The sequence below is a fragment of the Streptomyces sp. SID486 genome (assembly GCF_009865385.1).
Taxonomy (GTDB): Bacteria; Actinomycetota; Actinomycetes; order Streptomycetales; family Streptomycetaceae; genus Streptomyces.
The window spans coordinates 1-25,459 of sequence record NZ_WWJT01000504.1 but is presented as its reverse complement, the minus strand read 5'-3'; the positions used below and the strand labels follow the sequence as shown (position 1 = coordinate 25,459).

22 protein-coding genes are annotated in these 25,459 nt (G+C 72.6%); 5 read left to right on the top strand and 17 right to left on the bottom strand.

Annotated features, from left to right (window positions below; genetic code table 11):
* The 11 genes from GT045_RS23630 to GT045_RS23580 form a co-directional block, all read right to left on the bottom strand.
* Window positions 1-1,190 (bottom strand): type I polyketide synthase (locus GT045_RS23630; protein WP_161335356.1); only part of this gene is annotated, 1,190 nt, incomplete at its 3' end.
* 92 nt (window positions 1,191-1,282) lie between these two features.
* Window positions 1,283-2,563, bottom strand: a complete 1,281-nt coding sequence (locus GT045_RS23625; protein ID WP_161335355.1) for a methylaspartate mutase — start codon at window positions 2,561-2,563, stop codon at window positions 1,283-1,285.
* Window positions 2,560-3,018, bottom strand: a complete 459-nt coding sequence (locus GT045_RS23620; RefSeq protein ID WP_161287336.1) for a cobalamin-dependent protein — start codon at window positions 3,016-3,018, stop codon at window positions 2,560-2,562. Before GT045_RS23620 ends, GT045_RS23625 begins: the two co-directional genes overlap by 4 nt.
* A complete protein-coding gene (locus tag GT045_RS23615; protein WP_161335354.1) occupies window positions 3,015-4,253 on the bottom strand; it encodes a type III PLP-dependent enzyme in 1,239 nt (412 codons plus the stop codon). The genes GT045_RS23620 and GT045_RS23615 overlap by 4 nt, the downstream gene beginning before the upstream one ends.
* Complete coding sequence (locus tag GT045_RS23610) at window positions 4,250-5,776, bottom strand: AMP-binding protein (RefSeq protein WP_161287334.1); 1,527 nt, start codon at window positions 5,774-5,776, stop codon at window positions 4,250-4,252. Before GT045_RS23610 ends, GT045_RS23615 begins: the two co-directional genes overlap by 4 nt.
* A complete protein-coding gene (locus tag GT045_RS23605; protein WP_161335353.1) occupies window positions 5,773-7,335 on the bottom strand; it encodes an amino acid adenylation domain-containing protein in 1,563 nt (520 codons plus the stop codon). The genes GT045_RS23610 and GT045_RS23605 overlap by 4 nt, the downstream gene beginning before the upstream one ends.
* A gap of 24 nt (window positions 7,336-7,359) precedes the next feature.
* Window positions 7,360-7,611, bottom strand: a complete 252-nt coding sequence (locus GT045_RS23600) for a phosphopantetheine-binding protein (RefSeq protein WP_161293802.1) — start codon at window positions 7,609-7,611, stop codon at window positions 7,360-7,362.
* Between the two features lie 26 nt (window positions 7,612-7,637).
* Window positions 7,638-8,540 carry an ACP S-malonyltransferase gene (locus GT045_RS23595; RefSeq protein ID WP_161293816.1) on the bottom strand — a complete coding sequence of 301 codons (903 nt, stop codon included), beginning with the start codon at window positions 8,538-8,540 and terminating at the stop codon, window positions 7,638-7,640.
* A 227-nt stretch (window positions 8,541-8,767) separates the two neighbouring features.
* Window positions 8,768-9,664: a proline iminopeptidase-family hydrolase gene (locus tag GT045_RS23590; RefSeq protein ID WP_161293804.1), complete on the bottom strand. Its 897-nt coding sequence runs from the start codon at window positions 9,662-9,664 to the stop codon at window positions 8,768-8,770.
* 533 nt (window positions 9,665-10,197) lie between these two features.
* Complete coding sequence (locus GT045_RS23585; RefSeq protein WP_161335352.1) at window positions 10,198-10,629, bottom strand: DUF5958 family protein; 432 nt, start codon at window positions 10,627-10,629, stop codon at window positions 10,198-10,200.
* Between the two features lie 329 nt (window positions 10,630-10,958).
* Window positions 10,959-11,372 (bottom strand): hypothetical protein, encoded by a 414-nt coding sequence (locus GT045_RS23580; RefSeq protein ID WP_161335351.1) that lies wholly within the window; start codon window positions 11,370-11,372, stop codon window positions 10,959-10,961.
* A 377-nt stretch (window positions 11,373-11,749) separates the two neighbouring features.
* Between GT045_RS23580 and GT045_RS23575 the strand changes: the two genes are divergently transcribed.
* The 4 genes from GT045_RS23575 to GT045_RS23560 all read left to right on the top strand — a co-directional run bounded on the left by GT045_RS23575 (window position 11,750) and on the right by GT045_RS23560 (window position 15,930).
* Complete coding sequence (locus GT045_RS23575) at window positions 11,750-12,982, top strand: cytochrome P450 (RefSeq protein ID WP_202515960.1); 1,233 nt, start codon at window positions 11,750-11,752, stop codon at window positions 12,980-12,982.
* A gap of 62 nt (window positions 12,983-13,044) precedes the next feature.
* Entirely contained in the window at window positions 13,045-14,280 is a 1,236-nt protein-coding gene (locus GT045_RS23570; protein WP_161293812.1) for a cytochrome P450, read from the top strand.
* Window positions 14,281-14,306: 26 nt separating this feature from the next.
* Window positions 14,307-14,498 (top strand): ferredoxin, encoded by a 192-nt coding sequence (locus GT045_RS23565; protein WP_161335350.1) that lies wholly within the window; start codon window positions 14,307-14,309, stop codon window positions 14,496-14,498.
* Between the two features lie 151 nt (window positions 14,499-14,649).
* The gene (locus GT045_RS23560) at window positions 14,650-15,930 is read left to right on the top strand and encodes a phospholipase D-like domain-containing protein (protein WP_161335349.1); all 1,281 of its coding nucleotides are present in this window, start codon (window positions 14,650-14,652) and stop codon (window positions 15,928-15,930) included.
* Between the two features lie 54 nt (window positions 15,931-15,984).
* Here GT045_RS23560 and GT045_RS23555 read toward each other — a convergent pair whose 3' ends face one another.
* From GT045_RS23555 to GT045_RS23535, 5 genes are all read right to left on the bottom strand, one after another.
* Window positions 15,985-16,740: an alpha/beta fold hydrolase gene (locus tag GT045_RS23555; protein WP_161335348.1), complete on the bottom strand. Its 756-nt coding sequence runs from the start codon at window positions 16,738-16,740 to the stop codon at window positions 15,985-15,987.
* Between the two features lie 112 nt (window positions 16,741-16,852).
* Window positions 16,853-17,497, bottom strand: coding sequence for a response regulator transcription factor (locus tag GT045_RS23550; protein ID WP_161290623.1), 645 nt, complete (start codon window positions 17,495-17,497; stop codon window positions 16,853-16,855).
* Window positions 17,461-18,759 carry a sensor histidine kinase gene (locus GT045_RS23545; RefSeq protein WP_202515536.1) on the bottom strand — a complete coding sequence of 433 codons (1,299 nt, stop codon included), beginning with the start codon at window positions 18,757-18,759 and terminating at the stop codon, window positions 17,461-17,463. The genes GT045_RS23550 and GT045_RS23545 overlap by 37 nt, the downstream gene beginning before the upstream one ends.
* Before the next feature lie 86 nt (window positions 18,760-18,845).
* Window positions 18,846-21,356 carry an FtsX-like permease family protein gene (locus GT045_RS23540; protein WP_161335347.1) on the bottom strand — a complete coding sequence of 837 codons (2,511 nt, stop codon included), beginning with the start codon at window positions 21,354-21,356 and terminating at the stop codon, window positions 18,846-18,848.
* Window positions 21,356-22,159, bottom strand: coding sequence for an ABC transporter ATP-binding protein (locus GT045_RS23535; protein ID WP_161335346.1), 804 nt, complete (start codon window positions 22,157-22,159; stop codon window positions 21,356-21,358). Before GT045_RS23535 ends, GT045_RS23540 begins: the two co-directional genes overlap by 1 nt.
* A gap of 326 nt (window positions 22,160-22,485) precedes the next feature.
* Between GT045_RS23535 and GT045_RS23530 the strand changes: the two genes are divergently transcribed.
* Complete coding sequence (locus GT045_RS23530; protein WP_161298472.1) at window positions 22,486-22,740, top strand: hypothetical protein; 255 nt, start codon at window positions 22,486-22,488, stop codon at window positions 22,738-22,740.
* Between the two features lie 90 nt (window positions 22,741-22,830).
* Here the strand turns inward: GT045_RS23530 and GT045_RS23525 are convergent.
* Window positions 22,831-25,459 (bottom strand): alpha/beta fold hydrolase (locus GT045_RS23525; protein ID WP_161335345.1); only part of this gene is annotated, 2,629 nt, incomplete at its 5' end.

Sequence of the window (25,459 nt, the reverse complement as noted above, 5' to 3'; positions counted from 1 at the left end):
GCGGTCAGGCCGTTGGAGGCGCCGTCCTGGTTGACGGCGGAGCCGCGGACGAGCGCGAGGACACGGTGGCCGTTGCGGTGGGCGTCGCTCAGCCGTTCCAGGACGAGCACGCCGACGCCCTCGGCGAATCCGGTGCCGTCGGCAGCGGCGGCGAACGCCTTGCAGCGGCCGTCGGGTGCGAGACCGCGCTGCCGGCTGAAGGCGGTGAAGACACCCGGGCCGCCCATGACGGCCACCCCGCCGGCGAGGGCGAGCGAGGACTCCCCCTGGCGCAGCGAACGGCAGGCCAGGTGGACGGCGACCAGGGACGCGGAGCAGGCGGTGTCGACGGTGACGGCCGGTCCCTCGGCGCCCAGGACGTAGGCGACGCGGCCGGAGATGACGCTGCCCGCGTTCCCGGCGAGCAGGTAGGCGTCGAGTCCGTCGGGTGCGTCGTGCAGGCGCGGGCCGTACTCCTGCATCTCGGCGCCGAGGAACACGCCGGCCGGGGTGCCGCGCAGGGCCGTGGGGTCGATGCCGGCGTCCTCCAGGGCCTGCCAGGAGGTCTCCAGGACGAGCCGCTGCTGCGGGTCCATGCCGAGCGCCTCGCGTGGGCTGATGCCGAAGAAGTCGGCGTCGAACTCGGTGGCGGTGTCGAGGAAGCCGCCGCTGCGGACGTAGGCGCTGCCGGGGACCTCGGGGTCCTCGTCGTAGAGGGCGTCGAGGTCCCAGCCGCGGTCCCGGGGGAAGCCGGACAGGACCTCGCCGCCGTCGGTCAGCAGCCGCCACAGGTCGGCGGGCGAGGAGACGCCGCCGGGGAAGCGGCAGCCGATACCGACCACCGCGACCGGTTCGCCGGACGTGTCGTCACCGGCCGGCCCGGCCGGGTCGTCCGTGTGCCCGTGCACCTCGGCGAGCAGCCGGGCGGCGAGGTCCTGCACGGTGGGGCAGTCGTAGGCGAGGGCCACCGGCAGGTCGAGGCCGGTTCGTTCGGTCAGCCGCCGGTGCAGGTCGACGGCGGCGAGCGAGTCGAGTCCCTGTGCGGAGAAGGGGGCGGCCGGGTCGAGGGAGTCCACCGTGCCCGGGCGGGCCGCCTCGATCGCCTCGGTCACGGCGGTCCGTACCAGTTCGGTGACCAGCCTGCGGTGCTGGGACGGTACGGCAGTGGCGAGCCGCCGTGCCAGCGCTGAGTCGTGTCCGGGCCCGTTCATCCACGCATCTCCACTTTCGGCCGACACCGGTTTTCCTCACCTTTTTCCACACCGTAGTGACGGCCCCCGAAAGGCCACACCCTTAAGCACCCCTAGGGGCGGGCGGGTGCACGGGCCCGCGTGTCCGCGGGGTCGTACCGGTCGTGGGAACGGCGCACATAGGACAGTGATTCGAGCAGTCCCGCGGAGGTGACCGCCTGCTTCGGGCGTACGTCGGCGATACCCTTCAGCGGCATCTTCCCGATGTCGGCCCAGCACAGCCTGCCGTCCGCGTCGATATAACTCCGGCTGGATCCGGCGTTGTCCGGGTGCAGGCAGTAGGGAACGTCGAGAAGTCCCTCGGCGAACGCCGCCAGCAGCGCCGTACCGAGGTCGTCGTCCAGTTCCAGCACTGCGTTCACCAGCGCCGACGCCTCGGCGTACGTCTGGGTGCCGGTGCCGTCCAGCGGGGCGCGCGGGGTGCGCGCCGCGACCGCTGCCGCGTGTTCGAGGGCGGCGACGTTCTCCGCCACGGTGGGAATGCGGCGGGATTCCGCGACGGTTTTCACGATGAGCCGTTCGGATCCGCTGCTGACGGCGAGTTCGGCCGCTTTTCCGAGCAGCCGGTAGGCGCCGTCCTCCGTTTCCGGATAGAGCCCCATGTAGGCGTAGACGACGACATGCCATTCGGTGTCCGGCAGGAACCGGGTGCACAGGGCGCGCAACGCGGCCACGGCTTCGGCGTCCTGGCGCGGATCGGTCTGCTGGGCGTAACTCACCGAAATGCTGCGGATGCCGTGCCGGCGGAAGAACAGCGCCTCCAGGAAGCTGACGGCGACGAGCAGGCCGGGCGGGCAGAGCTGGCCGAGGACACAGCCGCCGAAGGTCTCCAGGTGCGGTTCGGCGCCGGACTCGGCGAGGTGGGCCAGCAGTTCACAGGAGGCGGCCCAGTGGGCGACGGAGTCCCGCAGCGGGACCCGGCCGTAGGGCAGGCAGTAGGAGACCGGGCCGCCCTCGGAGGCGTCGAGTCCGACGGCCGTCAGCGCCCGGAAGATGTCCTGCGGCGCGGCCGAGCCGTGCCGGACCTGGACGGGGAAGCCGGGGCCGTGGATGCCGTCGAGCACGTTCAGGGTGGTGGTCGTCTCGTGGCTCACGATCGGGTAGCCGTTGAGGGCGACCCCCTCCAGGACGGCCAGTCCGGCCGACTCCAGGTCACCGACCCGGGTGTAGCTGTCCAGGGTGATCGTGCCGACGGTGGTCGCCGCCGCGTCCCGGGTGGCGAGCAGTCCGGCGCGCATCCGCTCCGGACTGCTCATCCCCATCCGGGGCTGGACCACCAGGCGGCCGGCGTCGTGAGCCCGGCGCACGAACGCGCCGAACCCGACGCCGGTCACACCAGGGCCCGCTGCGGCAGCGTCGCGAGCAGCTGCCGGAACGCGGCCACGCCCTCGGCGCTGTCGTCGAACACCGCGTCGTAGCCGGCGGCGCGCAGCGCGTCGACCTCGTCGCTGCCGCAGGGACCGGCGATGCCGAGCTTGCCGCCGATGACGGCGGGCACGTCGGTGAGTCCGGGGTGTTCGCGCAGCCGGGTGACGGTGCGCATGCCGTCGTGGTAGCCGTGGCCGTTGACGCTGCTGACCACGATGAGGGCCGGGCGGTGGGCGAGGGCCTCGGTGATGAGCAGGTCCTCGGGGACGCAGGGGCCGAGGTTGACCACGCGGTGCCCCTCCTCTTCGAGGAGGAGCTGGAGGTAGACGAGGTTCCAGGTGTGGGAGTCGGAGATGCCGCCGGCCACGAGGACGGGCTGGTCACCGGCAGCGGTGGTGGGGAAGGGGATGGGGCTCATCACAGGGCCTGTCCGTGTTCGTAGGTTCGGGTGTGCCGGATGCGGGAGACGGAGACCAGTTCGGCGCCGCGGACCACGATCTCGGCGGGCGCGGGCCGGCCGAGGAACATCAGCAGGCTGGCCGTGGGGCCGTAGGAACCGGCGTTGGGCACGGTGAGCAGGTCGCCGGGTGCCAGTTCGGGCAGCGGGACGTCCCGGCCGAGCAGGTCGCCCGGGGTGCACAGCGGACCGGCGAGGCTCGCGGGGGTGCCGTCCGCGCCCACGGACTCGTACGGCTCGACGGAGACCGGCATGATGCGGCCGAGGCCGGACATGCCGCCGAAGGTGTTGATGCCGGCGTCGAGGACCAGGTAGCGCCGGTCGCGGCTGTCCTTGACGTTGACGACGGAGGTGAGCAGGGTGCCGCTGTCGGCGACGAGGTAGCGGCCCGACTCGCAGGCGATCCGGGGGGCGCCGCCGCGCCAGCCGGGGAAGTGCTCGTCGAGTGTCCCGGCGAGGGCCTCGCACAGCTCGCCGTAGACCGGCCGCTCGCCCTGCACGGCGTAGGGCGCCGAGAATCCGCCGCCGATGTCGACGAAGCGGAAGGTGACGCCGAGGGCGTCCTGGAGGGCGGCGGCGGTGGCGATGGTGTGGCGGAACTCGGCGATGAGGCTCGCCTCGTCCTTGGCGTTGCTCAGCGGGAAGAAGTGCAGTCCGGCGATGCTGGTGCCGGGCACCTCGCGCAGTTCGGCGGCGAGGCCGGGCAGGGTCTCGCTGTCGAAGCCGAACTGCGAGGGCACCCCGGTCATCCGGATGCTGGTGGCCGCCGCGCCGGTGGCGTTGTTGACGCGGATCAGGCAGTCGGCGGTGAGGCCGAGCCCGAGCGCGCACTCGCCGACGCGGCGCAGGTCGCCCGGGGACTCCGTGGAGAACAGCCGGACGCCGCGGGTCAGCGCCTCGGTCAGTTCCTCGGTGGTCTTGCCGGGTCCGGTGTACAGGATCCGGTCGCCGGGGAAGCCGGCCTCCAGGGCCGCGCCGAGTTCACCGACGGAGCTGATCTCGGCGCGGCAGCCGCGGGCGCCGCCGGAGCGCAGCTCGCGCAGGAGTTCCGGGTGGGGGTTGGCCTTGGCGGCGTAGAACACCTCGACCTCGTCGGGCAGCGCGGCGAACAGGTCGTCGCGGGCCGCGGCCACCCGGTCCAGGTCGTACACGTAGGACGGGGTGCCGAAGCGCTCGGCGAGTTCGGTGGGGCCGGTCACGGGGTGGGTCCTTCCAGGAGGCGGGCGAGCCGCTTGCGGTCGTGCTTGCCGTGCGGGGTCAGCGGCAGCTCGGCCACGACACGGCTGACGCCGGGCACCTTCGCGGGCTCCAGCCGCAGCGACAGTTCCTTCAGCAGGGCGTGCGGGTCGATGTCGCCCTCGGCGAACACCGCGAGGTCGCGGCCCTCGGCGGGCGGCAGCACGGCGGCGGCCCGGACCCCGGGGACGTCGGTGGCGGCGGCCTCGATCTCGGTGGTGCTCATGCGCACGCCCTTGTGTTTGAACATGTCGTCGCGGCGGCCCTCGTAGTAGAGGAAGCCGTCCTCGTCGACATGGCCGAAGTCGCCGGTGTGCAGCCTGAGTCCGCCGTCGGCCGCGGGGCGGAAGGCACGTGCGGTCTGCTCCGGGGCCCGCCAGTAGCCGGGCATGACGTGCGGGCCCTCGACCACGATCTCGCCGGTCCGCCAGGGCGGCAGCTCGGTGCCGTCGTCGTCCACGACGAAGGCGCGGGTGCCGGGCAGCGGGCGGCCGACCGAGTCGGGTTTGGCGTCCTGGAAGGCGGGCGGGAGCACGGAGACGCGCTTGCACTCGGTCTGTCCGAACTGGATGACCACCTCAGCGCCGGGGAAAGCGGTGCGCAGCCCGTCGGCGGTGGTCTTCGCCAGCGCGGCACCGGTGTTGGTGAACATGCGCACCCGGGACTCCTGGCCGGGTTCGCGTTCGGCGAGGGCGCAGATCATGGTGGCCAGGGAGGGCACGATCGGCACGACGGTGGCGCCGGTCTCCCGGATGCGGCGCAGCAGGACCAGGTCGGACTCGCCGTCGGCGAGCACGATCTCGCTGCGGCCGGCCGCGGTGAGCAGCACCTTGTACAGGCCGTAGTCCCAGGAGATGGGGAACCGGCAGAAGACCACGTCGTCGGGGCGGTAGCCGAGTTCGAGGTTGATGGCCTCGGTGGCGAAGACCATCCGGCCGTGCGGGCAGATCACCGCCTTGGGGGCCGCGGTCGAGCCGGAGGTGTAGACGAGGACGGCGATGTCCTCGGGGCCGACGTCGGCGCCGCCGGCGCGGGCCTCGCGCTCGCGCAGGGCGGTGATCCGCCGCCGGACCGCGCCGAGGCCGAGCACGGGTACCCCGTCGGCGAGGGCGGTGATCCGGTCGACGGCCGGGTCGGTGACGACGACCAGCGACGGCTCGGCGTTCCCGACGACGGCCCGCAGGTGGTAGTCCTTCATGCCGGTGTTGACGGGGACGAGGACGGCGCCGCGGCGGGCGGTGCCGTACAGCAGCGCCACGAGTTCGCGGGTGCTGGGCAGCTGGACGAGCACCCGGTCGCCGTGGCCGATGCCCTGTTCCTCCAGCCAGGCGTCGACGGCGTGGCTGTGGGCGGTGAGTTCCCGGTAGGTCCAGCGGCCGGTGCCGTCGGCGACCGCCGGGGCGTCGGGGCGCTCGGCCGTGGCCTCGTCGAGCAGGTCGTGCAGCCGGGCGTCGGTGCGGGCCTGCGCTGTCGGTTGACCGTTCACTGCGACTCGTGCCGCCTTTCGTGTGAGCCTCCCGCTGTGGCGGGCTGCCGCATGTCCGAGGCCCGGGAGGCGAGCTTCCTGCGGTCGGTCTTGCGGTTGGAGTTGAGCGGGAGCGCGTCCAGGTGGTGGTAGGCGCGCGGGACGACGGCGGCGGGCAGCAGCTCCCGCAGGTGCCGGGCGAGCCGGGCGGGCGGCACGGGCGCGCCGGTGTGGAAGACGGCGAGCTCCACGGTGCCGTCCACGGGTACGGCCACGGTCACGGCGTCCTCGACGCCGGGGCAGGTGCGCGCGGCGGCGTCCACCTCGGCCAGTTCCACCCGTATGCCGTGTACCTGGACCTGTGCGTCCTGGCGGCCGAGGTAGAGCCAGCCGCCGTCGCCGGACCGCCGGACGCGGTCGCCGGTGCGGTAGAAGCGGTGGCCGTCCCTGGTCAGGAACCGTCCGGTGTCGTCGGCCGGGTCGAGGTAGCCGGGGGTCAGCTGAGGGCCGGCGATGCACAGTTCGCCCTCGTCACCGGTGGTCGGCGTGCCGTCGGGGCCCAGCAGCAGGGTCTCGTGGCCCGGGTGGACGGCGCCGATCGGCACCATGTCGTTCAGGTGCCGTCCCGGCGTCCAGCGGTGCGCGGTGACGGTGATGGTCAGTTCGGTCGGGCCGTAGAGGTTCTCCAGTGTCGCGCCCGGTGCGGCGGCGGCCCAGTCCTCGGCGTCCTTGCAGCTGAGCGCCTCCCCCGCGAAGAAGCTCCACCGCAGCGACGCCAGCGCCCCCGGCGTGAGACCACCGGTGCGGCGCACCAGGGTGATCGCGCTGGGCGTGGAGAACCACACGGTCATGCGCTGCTCCGCCACGAACTCCGGCAGGTGCGCGTAGGCCCGGGCCGGTACGGGCACGACGGCGGCGCCGGCGCCCCAGGCGCAGAACAGGTCGAACATCGCGCAGTCGAAGTTGAGGTCGAAGGTCTGTGAGAAGACGTCGTGCGGGCCGAAGTCGTAGCGCTCGTCGAGCAGCCGGAAGTAGTGGGCGGTGTTGGCGTGGGTGACCGGCACGCCCTTGGGCCGGCCGGTGGAGCCGGAGGTGAACAGCACGTAGGCGGTGTCGGCGGGCCGGGCGGGCATGGGGGCCTTCAGGGCGCTGTCCGTGTCGACGGTGAGCACCGGCATCGGCTGCCCCCCGGGCGCGAAGAGGGCCGGCAGGCCGACGCCGTCCGCGTGCAGCGCGGTGAGGGCGGGCAGGGCGTCGTCGTCGGCGAGCAGCGCGCCGACCCCGGCGGCCTCGATCATCTGCCGGGTGCGGGCCGCGGGGAAGGCCGGCTGGAGCGGTACGACGGTGACGCCGCTGTACAGCCCGGCGAGCAGGGCCGCGTACGCCGTGGGCCCCTTGCCGGCCAGGACGCCGACGGCTCCCGGCCGGCCGGGGAACCCGGCCAGCAGGGAACCGGCCAGGACCAGGGCGCGTTCGTGGAGTTCGCGGTAGGTGACCTCGACGCCGTCGGCGCGCAGCGCGGGCCGGTCCGGGGCGAGGGCCAGACCGCGCGCGAACCGGCCGGACAGCGTGCCGTCCATGGTGGGGTCCACGGTGGCGGCCCGTCAGCTCGCGGTGCTCTGCAGCATGCCCCGCACGGTGTCCCACAGCACGCCGGCGGTGCGGAAGGTGTCCATGCTGAGCGCGCTGTCGCGGAAGCGGACCTGGTAGCCCTCCTCCAGTGTGCCGAGGAGCTGGACGGTGCCGAGCGAGTCCAGGCCGAAATCCTTCAGGTCGGACTCCGGCGTCAGTTCCTCCTGCGGCGGAAGGAACGGCAGGAAGGGGCGGAGTATCTGTTCGAACTGGTCGTCCCACATGGAGGGCCTCCTACGGGTCGGGCGGGTCAGGCGGCGCGCGAGCGGCGCCGGGGGGTCATCGCCAGCCGCGGCTGGGCGGCGACGACGTCGAAGTTGCGGGTCGCGCAGGGCACCCGGCCGAAGAGGCTGTCGGGCCCGGCGACACACAGGCGGCGGGCACCGGCGTCCTTGAGGGCGGCGGTGACGCTCGGCCAGTTCATCGGGTGGTCGAAGCCGTCGAGCAGCATGGTGCGCAGCTCCTCGCCGGTGCGCAGCAGCCTGCCGTCCTGGTCGGCGACCACGGGCAGCCGGGGGTCGGCGAAGGTGTAGCGGGACACCACCTCACGGGCGGCCTTGTCCCGCAGGGAGCGGAACACCGAGGCGTGCAGGGGTGGCCGCATGGTGTACAGCGGCAGGCTGCCGATGCCGCGCAGCCGCTCCTCGAGCCAGGCCACGCGGTGCTCGGAGAGGGAGACCATGTAGAAGCCGTCGTCGATGTGGCAGGAGATCTCGTGCCACTCCCCCGCCTCCGTCAGCTCCGCGAGGACGGCGTCGAGGCCGTCGCGCGGTGCGCGGACGAAGGAGAGGGTGACGATGTCCCGGTGCTCCTCGGCGAAGTAGTCCTCCAGGCAGCGGGCGATCTCGGCGGTCAGGGTGACGGCGTCGGGCAGCGCCAGGGCGCCGGTGTAGGCGATGGCCGCCTTCTCGCCGAAGCTGGGTCCGGCGACGATGTCCGGTTCGACGCCGAGGTGCTCGCGGGCCCAGTGGGCGCAGGCGAGGCAGTTGACGAAGAAGGCGACCTGGGCGGCCTCCGAGTAGTCGCCCGGGGAGGTGCGGAAGGCGTCCACGAGGGAGTAGCCGAGCGCCTCGTCGGCGACGGCGACCAGTTCCCGGGCGAAGGGGTTGGCCACCATGAACCTGCCCACCTCGGCGAACGGGACAGGTCCCATGCCGGGGAAGACGAGGGCGGTGCCGTGGGCGGCGTCCCGGGCGCCGGCGGGGGCGGCGTACTGCGCGGTGTCCGGTGCGGTGTCCTGCGCGGCGTCCGGTGCGGTGTCGTGCTCGGCGTCCACTGCGGTGTCCGGTGCGGTGTCCTGCGCGGCGTCCGGTGCGGTGTCGTGCGCCATGGCGCGGTCCCCTTTCGCGGGCCGGTGCGCGGGGACGGGCTGCCGCGCGTTCACAGGCTCTTGAGGAAGTCGGTCATGACCTCGAAGAACCGCTCCGGTTCCTCCAGGTGCGGCAGGTGGCTGGACTCCTCGAAGATCTCCCAGCGCGCTCCGGGGATGTGGTCGTGGTACGGCTGGACGACGGCCGGCGTCGCCTCGTCGTGGCGGCCGCTGACCAGCAGGGTCGGGGTGCTGATCCGGTGCAGGTCGTCGATGATCGACCAGTCCTTCAGCGAGCCGATGACGTGGAACTCGTTGGGCCCGTTCATCGCGTAGTACACGGTGGGGTCGTTGTAGGTCTCCATGAACGAGGACAGGAAGTCGCGGGGCCACGGCGTCAGGCGGCACACATGGCGGTCGTAGAAGACCCGCATGGCCGCGAGGTACTCCTCGCTGTCGTAGGTGCCGGCCGCCTCGTGCCGCAGCAGCGTCTGCTGCACCTCGGGCGGCAGCCCGGCGCGCAGCCGGGCCATCTCCTCCAGCCAGAGCGGGTACGAGGCGGGCGCGTCGGCGACGACGAGCCCCCGCAGGCCGGGCGGGCCGGTCATGGCGTGCCGGGCGCACAGGGGGCCGCCCCAGGACTGGCCGAACAGCACGTAGTCGTCGGCGATGCCCAACCGCTGCACCAGGTTGGCCAGTTCGTCCTCGAACAGCTCGACCGTCCAGAACCCGGCGTCCTTGCCGGGCAGATGGGTCGAGCCGCCGTTGCCGAGCTGGTCGTAGTGGACGACCGGCCAGCCGTCCTCGGCGAGGCGGGCGAGCGGCAGCAGATAGTCGTGGGTGCTGCCCGGGCCGCCGTGCACGGCGACGACCGCCGGGCGCCCCGCGCCGAGTTCACCGGTCACCCGGTACCAGGTCCGGTACTCCCGGAAGGGGACGGTGCCCTTCGCGCTGGGTTCCGGGGACACGCTGATCACCTCTGCTCGGCTGCGGGACGCGGCGGCCGCCGGGGGAAGGGACGCCGGCCGGGACCGGAGAACCGGTGCTGAGAGCGCTCCGCACCGGCGGTCCGCAGCCGACGCTAACCGCCCCCGCGCCGCCACCAGACCCCTAACCGCCCCTAGAGGTCCGGGTGCCGTACCCGAGACGGGTGGGGTCGTGGCCGAAGTCAGCGACGCTGCACCTGGCCTTCGTCGTTCTCGGTACCCGTGACCGGGCTTTCGGCCTGACCCGTGTGATGTCGGCCCCATCACTGCCGCAGGGGGCTGGGTTCTCCCCGCGAGGGGTCGCAGCAGCGCACGCCCGTCCGCCGCATCGGCTCTCGTCCCAGTGGTCCCCCGTCGGCGCCTTCACCCAGGCGCAGCGCGGGCAGGCGGACGTCCTTCCGGTTCGCGTCGGCGCGGACGGCGGCCACACCGGAACGAGCCCCGGTCGGCTGACCGGGCGCCACACGGGAGGCGCCGGCCGGTGTGCCGTCCGGCCAGAGCCGGAACGGCCGATGCTACGGCTGTTCGGTTTCCGCCGGCAGGTTGTGCCACGCATGTCCGCAGACCCCTTTGCAGTACGTCTCGCGGCGGCGAGCGTCCGCAACCGCGAACACGGAGACGAGGACGCGGAACGCCGTGACGTGTTCGGCGGAGGGGAGGCCCGCGAACCCGTAACGGGGCGGGTCCATGCAGATCATCACCGAGGGGTTGGCCGTGGGCTTCACACCGGACCGCGCCACCCCCGCACGGCCGTCCGCAGCCGTGATGTGCGCCTGCATCGCGTAGCCGGTGACTTGCAGCAGAACCGCCTGCCGGCGTGCCGGGACGAGGCCGGAGAACCAGGCCACACCATCCTCCAACGAGCGGAGCCCCTGGGCGATCTCGTTGACGATCCGCTCGCCCTCGCGCCGGAAGGGGCGGCCGTCGTCGCGGCTCGGTTCGGTCATCGTTTGATGATTTCACGCTGCGGGTTCCGGGCGCAGGCCGGTATCCGCACCCGACATCGGAAGCCGTGGCCGGGCCCGTAGGTCTGCTGCTACTGAACTTCATTGAATGATGTCGGTGCCGTGCGCCGGCTGTTCACTGTATCCGCAGGAACAGGGACTCACTTCGGGGCTGGTTCGCGGGGCCGCTTCCCATCCCGACGCCGTCACACGAAGGATCGGAAAGAGAGTACGTGCAGTCGGTCGCCGGGCGGGACCGGGTGGAGGAGAGGGCAGCGGACGCAGGCTTCTCCGAACTTGCCGTTGCGTGGTGATCGAGTCAGGGAAGGTTCTTACTCGCGGTTGAGTTCGTAGTACGCGCGACAGTCGAAGAAGCGTAGCCCGTCCTTCACTGCTCCGGACTTGATTTCCTGCAAGGTCCAGGGGTGGGCGGAATAGTCGTCGGTCGCCACGCCTCCGTGTCGCAGCAGCAGCGCGACCAGTTGGTGAACCTCTGTGGTGCCGTCGGTTCGTCCGGAGATGTCGATCTGCACTGCCCAGCTGGGACGATGCCCGACGGCCGCTTCGAGGGCAGCCACGTCCGCGGGATCCCAGTCGGAGAAGAGGTGGCCCGCCTGTTCATCGTCGATCCGGATGTAGAGGTCGCCCTCCATGGTCCAGGGATCGCACTGCTCGGGCAGATGTCGATCGAGCGACGCGACGGTCTCGGCACGCTCACCCGCGGGGAACACGAAAACACTGCGCATGGAGTGGACCGTAGCCGTGCGGCCCCTGGGCGATCACGGATGTTCACCGGGCACCGATCAGCTTGCCTTCGTGAGGTGCTGGTCGCGCTCTCGGTGGAGCGGGGAGAACGACGTCGACGGCGCCGTGGTCGGTGGGGCAGCGGACGAGCCGGGCAGGTTTCTCCTCTGCTCGGGGCTCGGGCGAGGCCGACCTGGTGTCCGGGCACCGCCCGGGGCACGCCGGAGGTGCTGCGGCGCCTTAGGGGCGCCTAGGGGTTGGGGTCCTCGGCCACGGCTGCCTAGCGTGCGGGGGACGGCCGACAGCGCCGCACCGGCGCCGAGCCCGGAGCCGCTCCGACGCCGGCGCGTCCCGTTCCCTCCCGCGCGAAGAGGACATGATGACTGCACCTGCCGAACCGGCCGACGAGGCCGCGCTGCCGGAGTTCCCGATGCGGCGGGCCTGTCCCTTCAGCCCGCCGGCCGCCTATGCCGGGCTGCGCGAGACCGAGCCGGTCTCCCGGGCGCGGCTGAAGGTCGACGGCAAGCCCGCCTGGCTGGTCACCCGGCACGACCTGTACAAGAAACTGCTCGGTGACACGCGGGTGAGCGCCAACCTGAAGCTCCCCGGCTATCCCCTCCAGGTGCCGGTGCCCGAGGAGACCCTCCAGTCGGTGCCGCTGACCTTCCTGTCCATGGATCCCCCGGACCACACCGTGCAACGCCGGATGCTGGCGCCGGAGTTCAGCGTCCGCCGGATGCGCGAGCTGCGCGGCCGGGTGCAGCAGATCGTGGACCAGCAGATCGACCAGATGCTCGCCAAGGGCGCCGACGGCCCGGTGGACCTGGTCACCGCGCTCGCGCTGCCCGTGCCGTCCTTCGTCATCTGCGAACTCCTCGGTGTCCCCTACGAGGACCACGGCCGGTTCGAGGAGTGGGCGTGGGCCATCATGAACCACGACATCAGCGAAGAGGACCGGGGCCGCGCCCACTACGAACTCGACCGGTACGTCGACGGGCTGGTGACCGCGAAGGAGAGCGAGCCGGGCGACGACATGATCAGCCGGCTGATCGAGTTCAACCGGAACGCGCCCGCGGTGGAGCACTCCGACATCGTCAGCATGGCCAAGCTGATGCTCGTCACCGGGCACGAGACGACCGCCAACATGATCGCCCTGGGCGTGCTGGCCCTGCTGGAGCACCCCGGCCAGCTCGCCGCCCTGCGCGCGGAGCCGGAGCTGATGCCGAAGGCGGTCGAGGAACTGCTGCGGTTCTTCTCCATCTCCGACGCGGGCACCGCACGGGTCGCCCTGGAGGACGTGGAACTGGGCGGGGTGACCATCCGGGCCGGCGAGGGCATCCTGCCGCTGAACAACGCCGCCAACCACGACGAGCGCGTCTTCCCCGACCCCGACCGGCTCGACGTGACGCGCGAGGCCCGCAGCCATGTGGCGTTCGGCTACGGCGTCCACCAGTGCATCGGCCAGAACCTGGCCCGCATGGAACTGGACGTCGTCTACTCCACGCTGCTGCGGCGGGTTCCCACGCTGCGCCTGGCCACCCCCGTCGAGGAGCTGCGGTTCAAGGACGACGCCATCGTCTACGGCCTCTACGAGCTGCCCGTCACCTGGTGACGGCCGGACCCCGCACCGTGCCGCAGCCCGCTTCCGTCACCGCCCCCGCCCGAAAGGCAGCCATGACCCAGTCCGCCGACACCGCGCCCGAGACGGGGGCGCCGCTCCCGCAGTTCCCGATGCGGCGCACCTGCCCCTTCAGCGAGCCGCACGAGTACGCGGGGCTGCGGGCCGACCAGCCCGTCGCACGGGCCGCCCTGAAGGTGAACGGCAAGCCGGCCTGGCTGGTCACCCGGCACGAGCACGTCCGGCAGGTGCTGGGTGACAGCCGGGCCAGCTCGAACCTCAAACTTCCGGGCTATCCGCACCAGTTCCACATCCCCGAGGAGATGCTGGCGCAGGTCCGGCTGATGATGCTGAACATGGATCCGCCGGAGCACACCGCGCAACGGCGCATGCTCATACCGGAGTTCACCGCACGGCGGGTGCGGGAGATGCGTCCGCGCATCCAGCAGATCGTCGACGACCACATCGACGCGATGCTGGCGAAAGGCGGCCCGGTGGACCTGGTCGCCGCCCTGGCGCTGCCGGTGCCGTCCCTGGTCGTCTGCGAACTGCTCGGCGTCCCCTACGAGGACCACGCCCGGTTCGAGGAGTGGTCGGCGGCGATGATGAACCACGACCTGAGCCCGGCCGAGTACGGGGCCGCGGTGCAGGCGCTGGACGCGTACCTCGACAAGCTGGTCACACTCAAGGAGAGCGAGCCGGGCGACGACCTGATCAGCCGCTTCCTGGAGAAGAACCGGGCCGAGCAGGTCGCCGACCACGCCGACGTGGTGACGATGGCCCGGCTGATGCTGGTCGGCGGCCACGAGACGACCGCCAACATGATCGCTCTCGGTGTGCTGGCCCTGCTGCGGCATCCGGAGCAGGCGGCCGCGCTGCGGGCCGACCCCGGGCTGCTGCCGAACGCCGTCGAGGAACTGCTCCGCGTCTTCTCGATCTCCGACTCCGGCACGGCACGGGTGGCGGTGGCGGACCTCGAGGTCGGCGGTGTCACCATCCGGGCCGGTGAGGGCATCCTCGCCCTGAACAACGCCGCCGATCACGACGAGTCGGTCTTCCCGGACCCCGGCACCCTCGACATCCGCCGCAAGGAGGCGCGCAGCCACCTGGCCTTCGGGTACGGCATCCACCAGTGCATCGGCGCCAATCTCGCCCGGGCCGAGCTGGAGGCCGTGTACGGCACGCTGCTGCGCCGCGTCCCCGGACTGCGGCTGGCAGTCGCACCGCAGGAGCTGCGGTTCAAGGACGACGCCATGGTCTACGGCGTCTACGAACTCCCCGTCACCTGGTGACGGCCGGTCCGAGGAGGAAACCCCAGATGCGTGTCACCGCCGACCGCGACCGGTGCGTGGGCTCCGGCCAGTGCGCGATGCTCAGCCCCGAGGTGTTCGACCAGGACGACGACGGTCTCGTAGAAGTGCTGCGGGAGGAACCGGACGCGGCGTTGCGCGAGGAGGTCCTGCGGGCCGCGGACCTGTGCCCGGCCCGGTCGATCAGCGTGCACGGCTGAGCCGGGGCCGGCCGGGGCCGTGCGTGCGGGGCCGGCGGCTGCGGCGTGACGGCGAGGGTGACTGTCGTGCGGGGGGTCTGTCATGATCCACCAGTCGCACGGCCGTCCCGAGGGGCGAGGACGGCGTGCTCGTTCAACGGGAGGGGACCTCATGCGGCCTGGTGCACGCGGAGCCGGAGCCATCGCCGTGGCGGTGGCGCTGCTGACGGCCGGACTGTCGGCGGCCTCGGCCGCCGGCGCCGAGCCGGGTGTGGCGTCGTCCGCGGGCACCGAACAGTCCGGCCCCGTCTTCAACAACCCGCTCGGGACGGCGGCCGAGCAGAACGCCATCCGCACCAGGATCCTGACCTACGTCGGATCGGCCCCGGCGAACTCGTCGGTGAAGGTCGCGCTGTACCACCTGTGGGACAGGGAGGTGGCCCAGGCCCTCGCGGACGCCCGGCAGCGCGGCGTCGACGTCCAGATGGTGCTGGACGAATCGACCGTCAGTTCACGCCCCTCGGACGCCAGTTACGGCATCCTGCGCGACGCCCTCGGGACCGACACCACGCAGGGTTCGTTCGTCACGCTGTGCCCGGCCGGCAGGTCGTGCCTGGGCCGGCCGGAGTTCGGCGCCTCCATCAACCACAACAAGTTCTGGCTGTTCTCTCAGGTGGCCGGCGCGGCGGACGTCGTGCTGCAGACCTCTTCCAACATGTCGCCCTCGGCGTACAGCGCGTTCTGGAACGACGCCTACGTCGTGGCGGGCAACAGCGGCATCTACCACGCCTACAGCGGGTACTTCTCCGCTCTGGTCGGCAAGGACTGGGAGAACTGGCGCTACACCTCCAGCTCCTGGAGCCCGTACAAGGCCTACTTCTTCCCCTACTATCCGGGCACTGGCAACTCCACCGACACCATCTGGAACACGCTCGACAACGTCACCTGCACCTACGTCCAGGACGGCGCGACCAGGCACACGAAGGTCAGGGTCGCCATGTTCAAGTTCACCCGGCAGGGTGTCGCCGACAAGCTGATCACGCTGAAGAAGGCCGGCTGCTCCGTCGAGGTCGTGTACACCTCCACGGACAGCAAGGAGAGTTCGGGCTCCGCCGGCACCTGGGAGACCCTCCACTCGGCCCCGGGCCTCTCCCCCGTCTGTTACTACGACGACCACGACGGTGACCCCGCCACCCCCGCGCGCATCGTGCACAGCAAGTACCTGCTGATCGACGGCAAGTACGACGGTGCGGTGAACAAGGTCCTGTGGACGGGCAGCCACAATTACAGCGGGCCGGCCCTGCGGGAGAACGACGAGGCGCTGCTGAAGGTCGACGACTCGGCCGCCCACGACGCGTACGTGGCGGACTTCAACGCCGTCAAGGCGGCGGCACGGCCGGGCGTCGCGGACGACACTCCGGCCTGCAAGGGCGTCGTCAGCCAGCCGGAGTAGGCCGGCGCACGGGCGACGGCAGCCGGGCACGGCGGCCGTCCGCGGACACCGTCGTCACGTCCGCGTCACGTGCCGCACCAGCAGTGCGAGCACCTCCTCCAGACGGTCCGTCAGGTAGAAGTGGCCGCCTTCGAAGACGTGCAGCTCCGACGCGGTGTCCGTGTGGCGCGACCAGGCACGGGCCTCGTCCACGGTGACCTTGGGGTCGTCGTCCCCGACCAGGCTGACGACGGGGCACCGCAGGTTGGGACCCGGTGCGTAGACGTAGGTCTCGGCGGCCCGGTAGTCGGCGCGGATCGCGGGCAGGGCCATGCGGATCAGCTCGTCGTCGTCCAGGATCGACGCGTGCGTGCCGCTGAGGAGCCGCACCTCCTCGACGAGTCCGTCATCGTCGCGCAGGTGGACGGTCTCGTCGCGGGGGCAGGACGGCGCCCGGCGGGCGGAGGCGAACAGGGCGCCCGGGACGACGCCGTGGTCGCGTTCCAGCCGGCGGGCGATCTCGAAGCCGAGGGTCGCGCCCATGCTGTGGCCGAAGAGGAACAGCGGCCGGTCCGTCCAGGGCAGCAGTACGGAGGTGATCTGGTCGGCGAGTTCGCCGATGCCGCCGGCGCACGGCTCGCTCCGGCGGTCCTGGCGCCCCGGGTACTGCACCGCGAGCACGTCCACGGATGCCGGCAGGGCCGCCGACACAGGACGGTAGAACGTCGCCGAGCCGCCCGCGTGGGGCAGGCAGACCAGCCTGGCCGCCGCGTCCGGCCGGGGGTGGTAGCGGCGGATCCAGAGGCGGTCGTGCTCCGTGAGCGTGGTCATGGGGCGGGTGCTTCCCTTCCGGGCGGGGGCTGCGCGGGGGCGCGGGCGGGCCCCAGCAGTCTCACGCGCGGCGGCGGCGACCGGCCACCCCTACCCGCCCCAGCGGACGGCCTCAGGCGTTGAGGTAGGCGAGCACCGCCAGCACCCGGCGGTTGCTGTCGCTCGACGGAGGCAGCATCAGCTTCGTGAAGATGTTGGAAATGTGCTTCGCGGCGGCGCCCTCGGTGACGGTCAGCCGCTGGGCGATCGCCGTGTTCGAGCAGCCTTCGGCCATGAGCTCCAGCACCTCCCGTTCCCGGGCGGTGAGCGCGGCCAGCGGCTCGTCCCGCGCGTGGCTGGTGAGCAGCTGGGCGACCACGGCGGGGTCCATGGCCGTGCCGCCGGCCGCGACCCGGCGCACGGCGTCGATGAACTGCTCGTCGTCCAGGACGCTGTCCTTCAGCAGGTAGCCGATGCCGCCCGTGCCGTCGGCCAGCAGTTCGCGGGCGTACATCTGCTCGACGTGCTGGGAGAGGACGAGGATCGGCAGGCCGGGCCGCTCGCGCCGGGCGCGCAGCGCGGCCTGGAGGCCCTCGGTGGTGAAGGTCGGCGGCAGGCGTACGTCGACGATGGCCACGTCGGGCCGGTGCTCGGCGATCGCGGCGGCGAGATCGGTGCCGTTGTCGACGGCGGCGGCCACCTCGAACCCGTACGCCTCCAGCAGTTGGATGATTCCCTGCCTCAGGAGGAAGAGGTCTTCGGCGAGGACAACGCGCACGGCAGCTCCATCTCGATCACGGTCGGGCCGCCCGGAGGACTGTCGATCCCGAGGACCCCGTCAAAGGATGCCAGCCGTCGTCGGATGCCCTCCAGACCGCTCCCGGCCGACGCGTCCGCGCCACCTCGGCCGTCGTCGGTGATCCGGGCGTGGAGGATGTCGTCCTCGCGCCAGGCGACGACCTCCACGTGCCGGGCGTCGGCGTGCTTGAGGGCGTTGGTGAGCAGTTCCGACACCGCGAAGTAGACGGCGGACTCGACCGGGTCGGGCAGCCGGCCGGGCAGGTCGACCACCACGGTGACCTGAAGGGGGCTGGCCAGGCCCAGGGCGCGCAGGGCGTCGGCCAGGCCGCGCTCCGCGAGGACCGGCGGGTGGATGCCGTGGACCAGGTCCCGCAGTTCGCGCAGGGCCTGCACGGACGAGGTGCGGGCCTGTCGCAGCAGCCGCCGTGCCTCCTCGGGGTCCTGGCTCATCTTCCGGTCCACGGCGCCGAGTTGCAGGCCGAGGCTGACGAGCCGGGCCTGTGCCCCGTCGTGCAGGTCGCGTTCGATGCGGCGCAGTTCGGCGGCCTGGATGTCGAGGGCGCCGGACCGGGTCTCGGACAGGTGCCGTACCCGGGAGGCCAGTTGGGACCGGCGGGTCGGGCCGAGCAGGAAGCGGACGAAGTGGGCGTGTCCCCTGAGCACCAGCGGGCCGAGGAACACCCAGCCGGCGAGCACGACGAGGGCCAGCAGGCCCGCGGCGAGCGCGGCCGGCCAGCTGTCGACGGTGACGGAGGCGTACCAGCGGCCCTGGCCGTCGTCCGCGAGGGGCCGCCACAGGCCGCAGGCCAGGAACAGGCCCTCGCCCGCGTAGTAGAGGAGGGCGGCCGGGACGAAGCCGGCCAGGCCCACGACGCAGTTGAGCAGCAGCCACAGCAGGTCGCGCCAGGTGGCGGGGTCGGCCAGGATCCACTTGCAGCGGCGCATCCAGCCGACGATGTCCTTCTCGATCTCCTCCGGTTCGGGCCGGTAGGGCCGTTCCACCGGGACTCCGGCGCGGGTGGCGGCGCGCCGGTTGAGGTCGCACAGCCGGCGCACGGCCCGGGTGAGATAGGGCAGCGTGAGGAAGCCGATGCCGATCAGGCACAGGATGACGAAGTAGGCGGTGGTGACGAAGAGGACGATCGACAGCAGGGCGCCGGTGGCGATGCCCACGCCGACCAGGGTGTCCAGGGTGGCGCGGCCGAACCGGCCGCGCCACGTGACCGGCACAGTCTTCATGTCCTCATGTTCCCATCCCCGGCCGCCGCTCACGGAGGGGCCGTCCCCGCTCGGGGGAAGCGGGGACGGCCCGGCCAGGGGGTGGCTCACGCGGCCTTCACCGTGTCCACGGCGGGGCTGCGCATGCCGCGCCAGGAGGGCAGCAGGGGGGCGCCGAACACCAGCGCCAGCGACCCGCCGACGATGGCCAGGTAGGTGCCGACGGACCCGGAGGGCAGGTACGAGCCGCTCTTGACGAGGCTGTAGGGGACGATGGTCGTCGCCGAGGCGATCGTGCCGAGGACGGTGGCGATGACCGCGATGAGGACGCCTTCGACGGTCAGCATGCCGATCACCTGGGCGCGGGTGGCGCCGGTGAGCCGCTGGAGGCCGAACTCCGCCCGCCGTTTGCGGGTGACGGCGACCAGGGTGTTGACGACGGTGATGGCGGCGTAGCCCACGATCATGGCGACGATGGTGTAGTTGGCGGACACCAGGATCTGCTGGATCTGGTTGTTCCGGCCGGCCAGGGAGGAGCTGTCGTCCAGTTCGGTCCCGGGTGTCTCGGCGGCCAGCGCGGCCAGCCGCCGGTGCACTTCGGGGCCGTTCCCGGCAGCGGCGCGGACGAGGATCTGGTGCGGCAGCCCGTCACCGGTGTGCGGGGCGAGGGCCGCCGCGGGCAGCGTCAGGTACTGCTGTTTGGGGTTGTCGGTGTAGAGGGCCACGACGGTGGGACGTACGGCGGTGCCGTCGCCGAGGTGCATCGGGAGCCGGTCGCCGACCTGGACGCCGTACTCGCGGGCCTTCTTGTCGGACAGTGCCACGGTGTCACCGCGCAGGCCCGTGAGGGAGCCGGCCACGGTGGGCAGGTCGAGGCTGCGGCGCACGCCGTCGGCCGAGACGCCGCGCAGGTCGACCTCGGCCGGGCCGCCGGGCCGGTCCACGAAGCCGCGGCTGGTGACGAACTCGGAGACCGCGGCGACTCCGGGGGTGGCGCGCACCTGGCCGGCGACGCCGGGTGCGAAGCCGCCGGTGGTGGAGTCGAGGACGTAGTCGGCGAGGATGTTGCGGTCGTAGGAGGTGCGGGAGACGTGGTCCTCGGTGGACTGCATGTACAGGGTGCCCGTGGCGATGCCGATGAGCAGGACGATCGGGGCGACGGCGCCCGCCATGCGGACGTTGGCGGTGGCGGCGTTGCGCAGGGCGAGCCGGCCGGACAGGCCCGACAGGGCGCGTACCGGCAGTTTCAGCAGCACGACCATGGCCTTGGTGATGCCGGGGGCGAGCAGGGCCAGGCCGATGCAGAAGAGCACGGAGGCGGGTCCGGCGGTGCTGGCGAGGGTCGGGCCGTCCTCCATGACGGTGGCGGTGGCGACGGCCAGGCCGATGCCGTTGACGAGGAAGAACAGGGCGAGCAGCAGCCGGGTCCTGCTGAACCAGTCGTTGGCGGCGGTGGCCTCGGCCAGTGCGGCGACCGGTTCGGTGCGGGCGGCCTTGCGGCCGGCGAAGCGGGTGGCGCCGGCCGCGGCCAGGACGGTGACGACCGCTCCGACGGCCATCGGGAGCCGGCCGGCGTGGTAGACGATCTCCTTCGACACCACGCCGCTGGAGGTCAGCACGGCGAACAGCAGCCGGCCGACGGCCCATCCGGGCAGCAGGGCGAGCAGTACGGATGCCACCGACAGCACGGCCGTCTCGCTGAGGATCATGCGGCGCAGCTGTTCGGGGGTGGAGCCGACGGCGCGCAGCAGGGCCATCTCGCGGGCGCGCTGCTGGAGGGAGAGACCGAGGGTGGAGGCGACACCGAACATGACGATCAGCACGACCGACGACCCGAACACCGCGGCGAGGATGACGACGGTGCGCTTGCTCGCGAGGGTGCCGGGCAGTTCGGCCAGGCCCCGGCGCTCTCCGGTGAGCACTTCGGCGCGGTCGCCGACCGCCGAGCGCACCGCGTCCGCGACGGCTGCGACGCTCCGGCCGGCGGCGGGCAGGACGGCGACGGAGTCGATGCGCCCGCCGGCGAGGGTGCGCGCCTCGTCGTCCGTGAAGAAGACGGCCGCGTCCGGGTTGTGGTCACCGTGCTGCTCGGCGATGCCGGCGACCCGGAATCGCCGGTCGGTGCCCTGGACGACGATGTCGACCGTGGACCCGGGGCGGGCGCCGGCGCGCCGCGCGAGTTCCGAGTCGAGGACGACCTCGCCGCCGGCGGCGGGGGATCCACCGGCGGCGAGGGTATAGGGGGTGAGCCGGGCGCCGGCCCAGCCGTGGCCGTACGAGGCGGACTTGCCGGTCAGCGGCTCGCCGTCCTTGAGGACGGTGGCCGGGAACGACACGTCGGGGACGGCCGCGCGCACTCCGTCGGCCGCGGCGACCGTGCCGACCAGGGCGGGGTCGATGCGGTGCCGTTCGGTCAGGGCGGTTCCGCTGTAGGTCTGTTCACCGGTGACGACGACCGGGGCGCCCTGGAGGCGCTGCGGGTCGGCCGCCATGCGGATGCCCGTCTCCATCAGGCCGCCGCAGCCGATGACGATCGCGGCGCCGAGGAACATGGCGAGGAAGGTCGCGACGAAGCTCGTCCTGCGGAACTTCAGGGTGCGCAGTGCCAGGCGCCACATCAGTACCGCCCTCCCGACGCCTGCGGCGTGTTCTGCCGGTGGCTGTCGTCCTCCCAGGCGCCGAGCCTGGTCATCCGGGCGGCGACCGCGTCGGCCGTCGGCCGGTGCAGTTCGCCGGCGAAGGCGCCGTCGGCGAGGAAGACCACGCGGTCGGCGTAGGAGGCGGCCACCGGGTCGTGGGTGACCATGACCAGTGTCTGGCCGGCGGTGTCGACGGACTCGCGCAGCAGCGCGAGCACGGAGGCGGCGGTGCGGGTGTCGAGGGCGCCGGTCGGCTCGTCGGCGAAGACGACGGCGGGGCGGGTCACCAGGGCGCGGGCGATGGCGACGCGCTGCTGCTGGCCGCCGGACAGCTCGGACGGCAGGTGACCGAGGCGCTCGGCCAGGCCCACGCGCTGCACCACGTTGCGGATCAGGGCCTTGTCGGGCCGCTGTCCGGCCAGTTGCAGCGGGAGCGTGATGTTCTGCATGACCGTCAGCGCGGGCAGCAGGTTGAAGGACTGGAAGATGAACCCGATCCGGTCGCGGCGCAGCTTGGTCAGCCGGGTGTCGTCCAGGCCGGCGAGGTCGGTGCCGCCGACGGTGACCGTGCCGGAGCTGGGCTGGACCAGCCCGGCGGCGCAGTGCAGGAACGTGCTCTTGCCCGATCCGGACGGGCCCATCACGGCGGTGAAGGTGCCGTCGGCGAAGCTCATGGTGAGCCCGCGGAGCGCGGCCACCCGGCTGTCTCCTCGGCCATAGGTTTTCGACACGGCGTCCAGCCGTACCGCCTCCGCCCGGCGGAGGTCCTGTGAAGTGTGCACTGGGGGCTCCCCTATGAGATATCGCGCTTCTCACGCGGTGTCTGCGGACCACATTAGGAACGGCGCGGCTGCGGCACATTGGCATTGTCCGGCCGGTTCGAGGTAGAGGTTTCTCCACCTCGGTACGCCAGGTATCGACAGGGGTGCTGGGAAACACCGTGGTCGCGGTGTCAAGGGTGAGGAAACTTCCCCGGCCCGGATAACTCACACCACCCTGTCCGAATATCTGGGTCACCTCCGAACAGATCGGTTAGCACCAGTGCCGTCCGGCGTGTGGACGGGTACCGTCGGAGACGTCGGAAAAATCTTCGAAGATGGGAAGTCGCATGACCAGGAGGCCTGACCCCGAGCTGACCGCGCAGGTCCGGCCCGACGGATATCTGGAACTGTTCTGCCGACGCACCGGCAAGCGGCACCGATGCGGCCCACGTGGTACGACGATGTGGCTGGCGCTCCAGCGCAGCGACTGGGAGCCGGAATTGGCGGCGGACGAAATCTCCCTGCAATTAGGTGTCGATCCGGACAGTATCCGCTGTGATATCGAGGCATGGTTGTCGCATTTCCGTGAGGCCGGCAAGTGACACAAGCCGCGGGGCGCGGACGGCCTTTCGGCCACCGCGCCCCGCGGCACTTCCCGGGTCTGCCGGCGAACCCGCCGGCGGCCCTTCACGTCAACCGGCCGGCATACGGGTCAGCCACGCGTCGACCGCGGCGGCGGTGGCCTCCGCGTGGTCCTCCAGGATCGTGAAGTGCGTACCGGGGACGTCGGCCGGCTCGTGTTCCGCGGGCCACTCCGCCCGCCAGTCGTCGGTGCCGGTGGCGAAGGACTCGCGCGGACGTACGAACAGCACCGGCGCCGTCAGGGCGCCCGGCAGGCAGTCCTGGATGAGGTCGCTGTAGCGGCTCATGGCGGCGAGGCGGGCGGTGCCGAAGCCGCCGAGGGAGGACTCCCGGTCCAGCATGCCGTCGAACATCTGCCGCCACAGTTCGTCCTTGCCGTCGTCTCCCGGCAGATAGGTGTCCAGCAGCACCACGCCCGAGGCCGGCTGTCCGGCCTTCTCCATGATCTCGGCCGCCGCGTGGGCGAACTGGCCGCCGGAGGAGTAGCCGAGGAGCACGTACGGCCGGCCGTCCGGGCAGGACCGGCGGATGCCCTCGACGACCACCTCCACCACCGCGTCCACGGACAGCGGCAGGGCCTCGCCGGGGCCGAAGCCGGGCACCGTGGGCACGAGGACGTCCCGCCGGCCCTGGAAGTGCCGGGCGAACCGGGCGTACTGGTGGGCGCCGCCCAGCGCCATCGGCGAGGGGAGGCAGACGAGCCGCGGGGCGCGGTCTCCGGCGGCGAGCCGCACGGGGTCGGCGAGGTCGCCGAGTCCGTCCGCGGAGGAGAAGCCGGGCAGGATCGCGGCGACGGTGCGCAGCAGTTCGACGGCCTGTGTCATCCGCCCGTCCGCCGCCGCGCGCCGCACCAGCCCGCTGACGGATTCGAGGTCGGCGCCGCCGCCCGGGTCCGTGGCGGCGCCGGCCGGCTGTGCGTGCAGGGCCGCGGCGAGGGCGGCCGGGGTGCGGTGGTCGAAGACGGCGCCGGCCGGCAGGTCCCTGCCGAGGGCCCGGCCGAGGGCGTTGCGCAGCTCGGCCGCGGAGACGGAGTCCATGCCGATCTCCAGGAAGACGGCGTCGGGCTCGACGTCCTCCGGTCCCGCGTGCCCGAGGACCGCGGCGGTCTGGGCCCGGATCAGGTCGGTCAGCAGCGCCGCCCGCTCGGCCGGCGGGGCAGCGGCCAGCCGCCGCCGCAACGGCTCGGTGCCGGCGGGCTCGGCGGCCGTGGCGGGCCCGGGCTCCGTGAGCGGTGCGGGGGTGAGGGCCACTCCGGCGTCCAGCCAGTACCGGTCGCGGCGGAAGGCGTAGGTGGGCAGGTCCGGGCGGCTCGTGCCGGGGAAGAGCGCGGTCCAGTCGGGGGTGAGGCCGTCGGCGTAGAGCTGGGCGAGGCCCGAGACCAGGGTGGTGGGTTCGCTGCCGTGGCGGCGGCCGAGGGCGACGAAGACGGCGTCGTCGGTCTGGGGGCACTCGCGCGCGAGGCCGGTCAGCACGGCGTCGGGACCGATCTCGACGAAACGGCCGGCGCCGAAGGCGGTGAGCGCGGTGACGGCATCGGCGAAGCGGACGGTCTGACGCACATGGCGCACCCAGTGCTCCGGGTCGCGCAGCCGTTCGTCCTCCAGGCGGCCGGTGACCGCGGACACCAGCGGGACGCGTGGCTGACGGTAGGTCAGCTTCTCGGCCACGGCACGGAACGCGTCGAGCATGCCGTCCATCAGCGGCGAGTGGAAGGCGTGCGAGACGGTGAGCCGCCTGGTCTTCGCGAAGCCCTCCGCGGCGGCGAGCACCGCCTCCCGTTCGCCCGAGAGGACCAGCGACGTGGGGCCGTTGACCGCGGCCAGTGCGACGCGGTCGTCCAGCAGCGGCCGCACCTCCTCCTCGGTGGCCCGGACGGCGACCATCGCACCGCCTTCCGGCAGGGCCTGCATGAGCCGGCCGCGGGCCGCGACCAGGGTGCAGGCGTCGTCCAGGTCGAGGACACCCGCCACATGGGCGGCGGCGATCTCCCCGACCGAGTGCCCGGCCAGCACGTCGGGCCGTACACCGAAGGACTCCAGCAGCCGGAACAGGGCGACTTCGAAGGCGAACAGGGCCACCTGGGCGTACTCGGTGCGGTGGACGGCGTCGGCGTCGGCGCCCGCCGGCGCTCCGGCCGGGTCCAGGCCGGTCCGGTCGCCGATCGCGTCGAAGGTGTCGGCGAACACCGGGTAGTGGGCGCGCAGTTCGTGGCCCATGCCGGGGCGCTGCGCGCCCTGGCCGGTGAACAGGAACGCCGTACGGGTCCCGGGCCTGACCCTGCCCGTCGCGATCGTGGCGGCGGGCGCGCCGGTGGCGAGGGCGCGCAGACCGGCCAGCAGCCGCTCCCGGTCGCCGCCGGTGACGGCCGCGCGGTGGCCGAAGGCGGTGCGCCGGGTGCCGAGGGCCCGGGCGACGGCCGCCGGGGGCAGGTCCGGGCGGTCCGCGAGGAAGGCGTGCAGCCGCTCGGCCTGTGCGGGCAGGGCCGCCGCGGAACGGGCGGACAGCGGCCACAGGACCGCAGGGGCGTCGGGTTCGGTGTCCGTCGGCGGCCGGGCCTCGACGGGCGCCTCCTCGATGATCGCGTGGGCGTTGGTGCCGGAGATGCCGAACGAGGACACGGCGGCCCGGCGCGGACGGTCCGCCGCGGGCCAGTCCCGCGGCTCGGTCAGCAGCCGCACC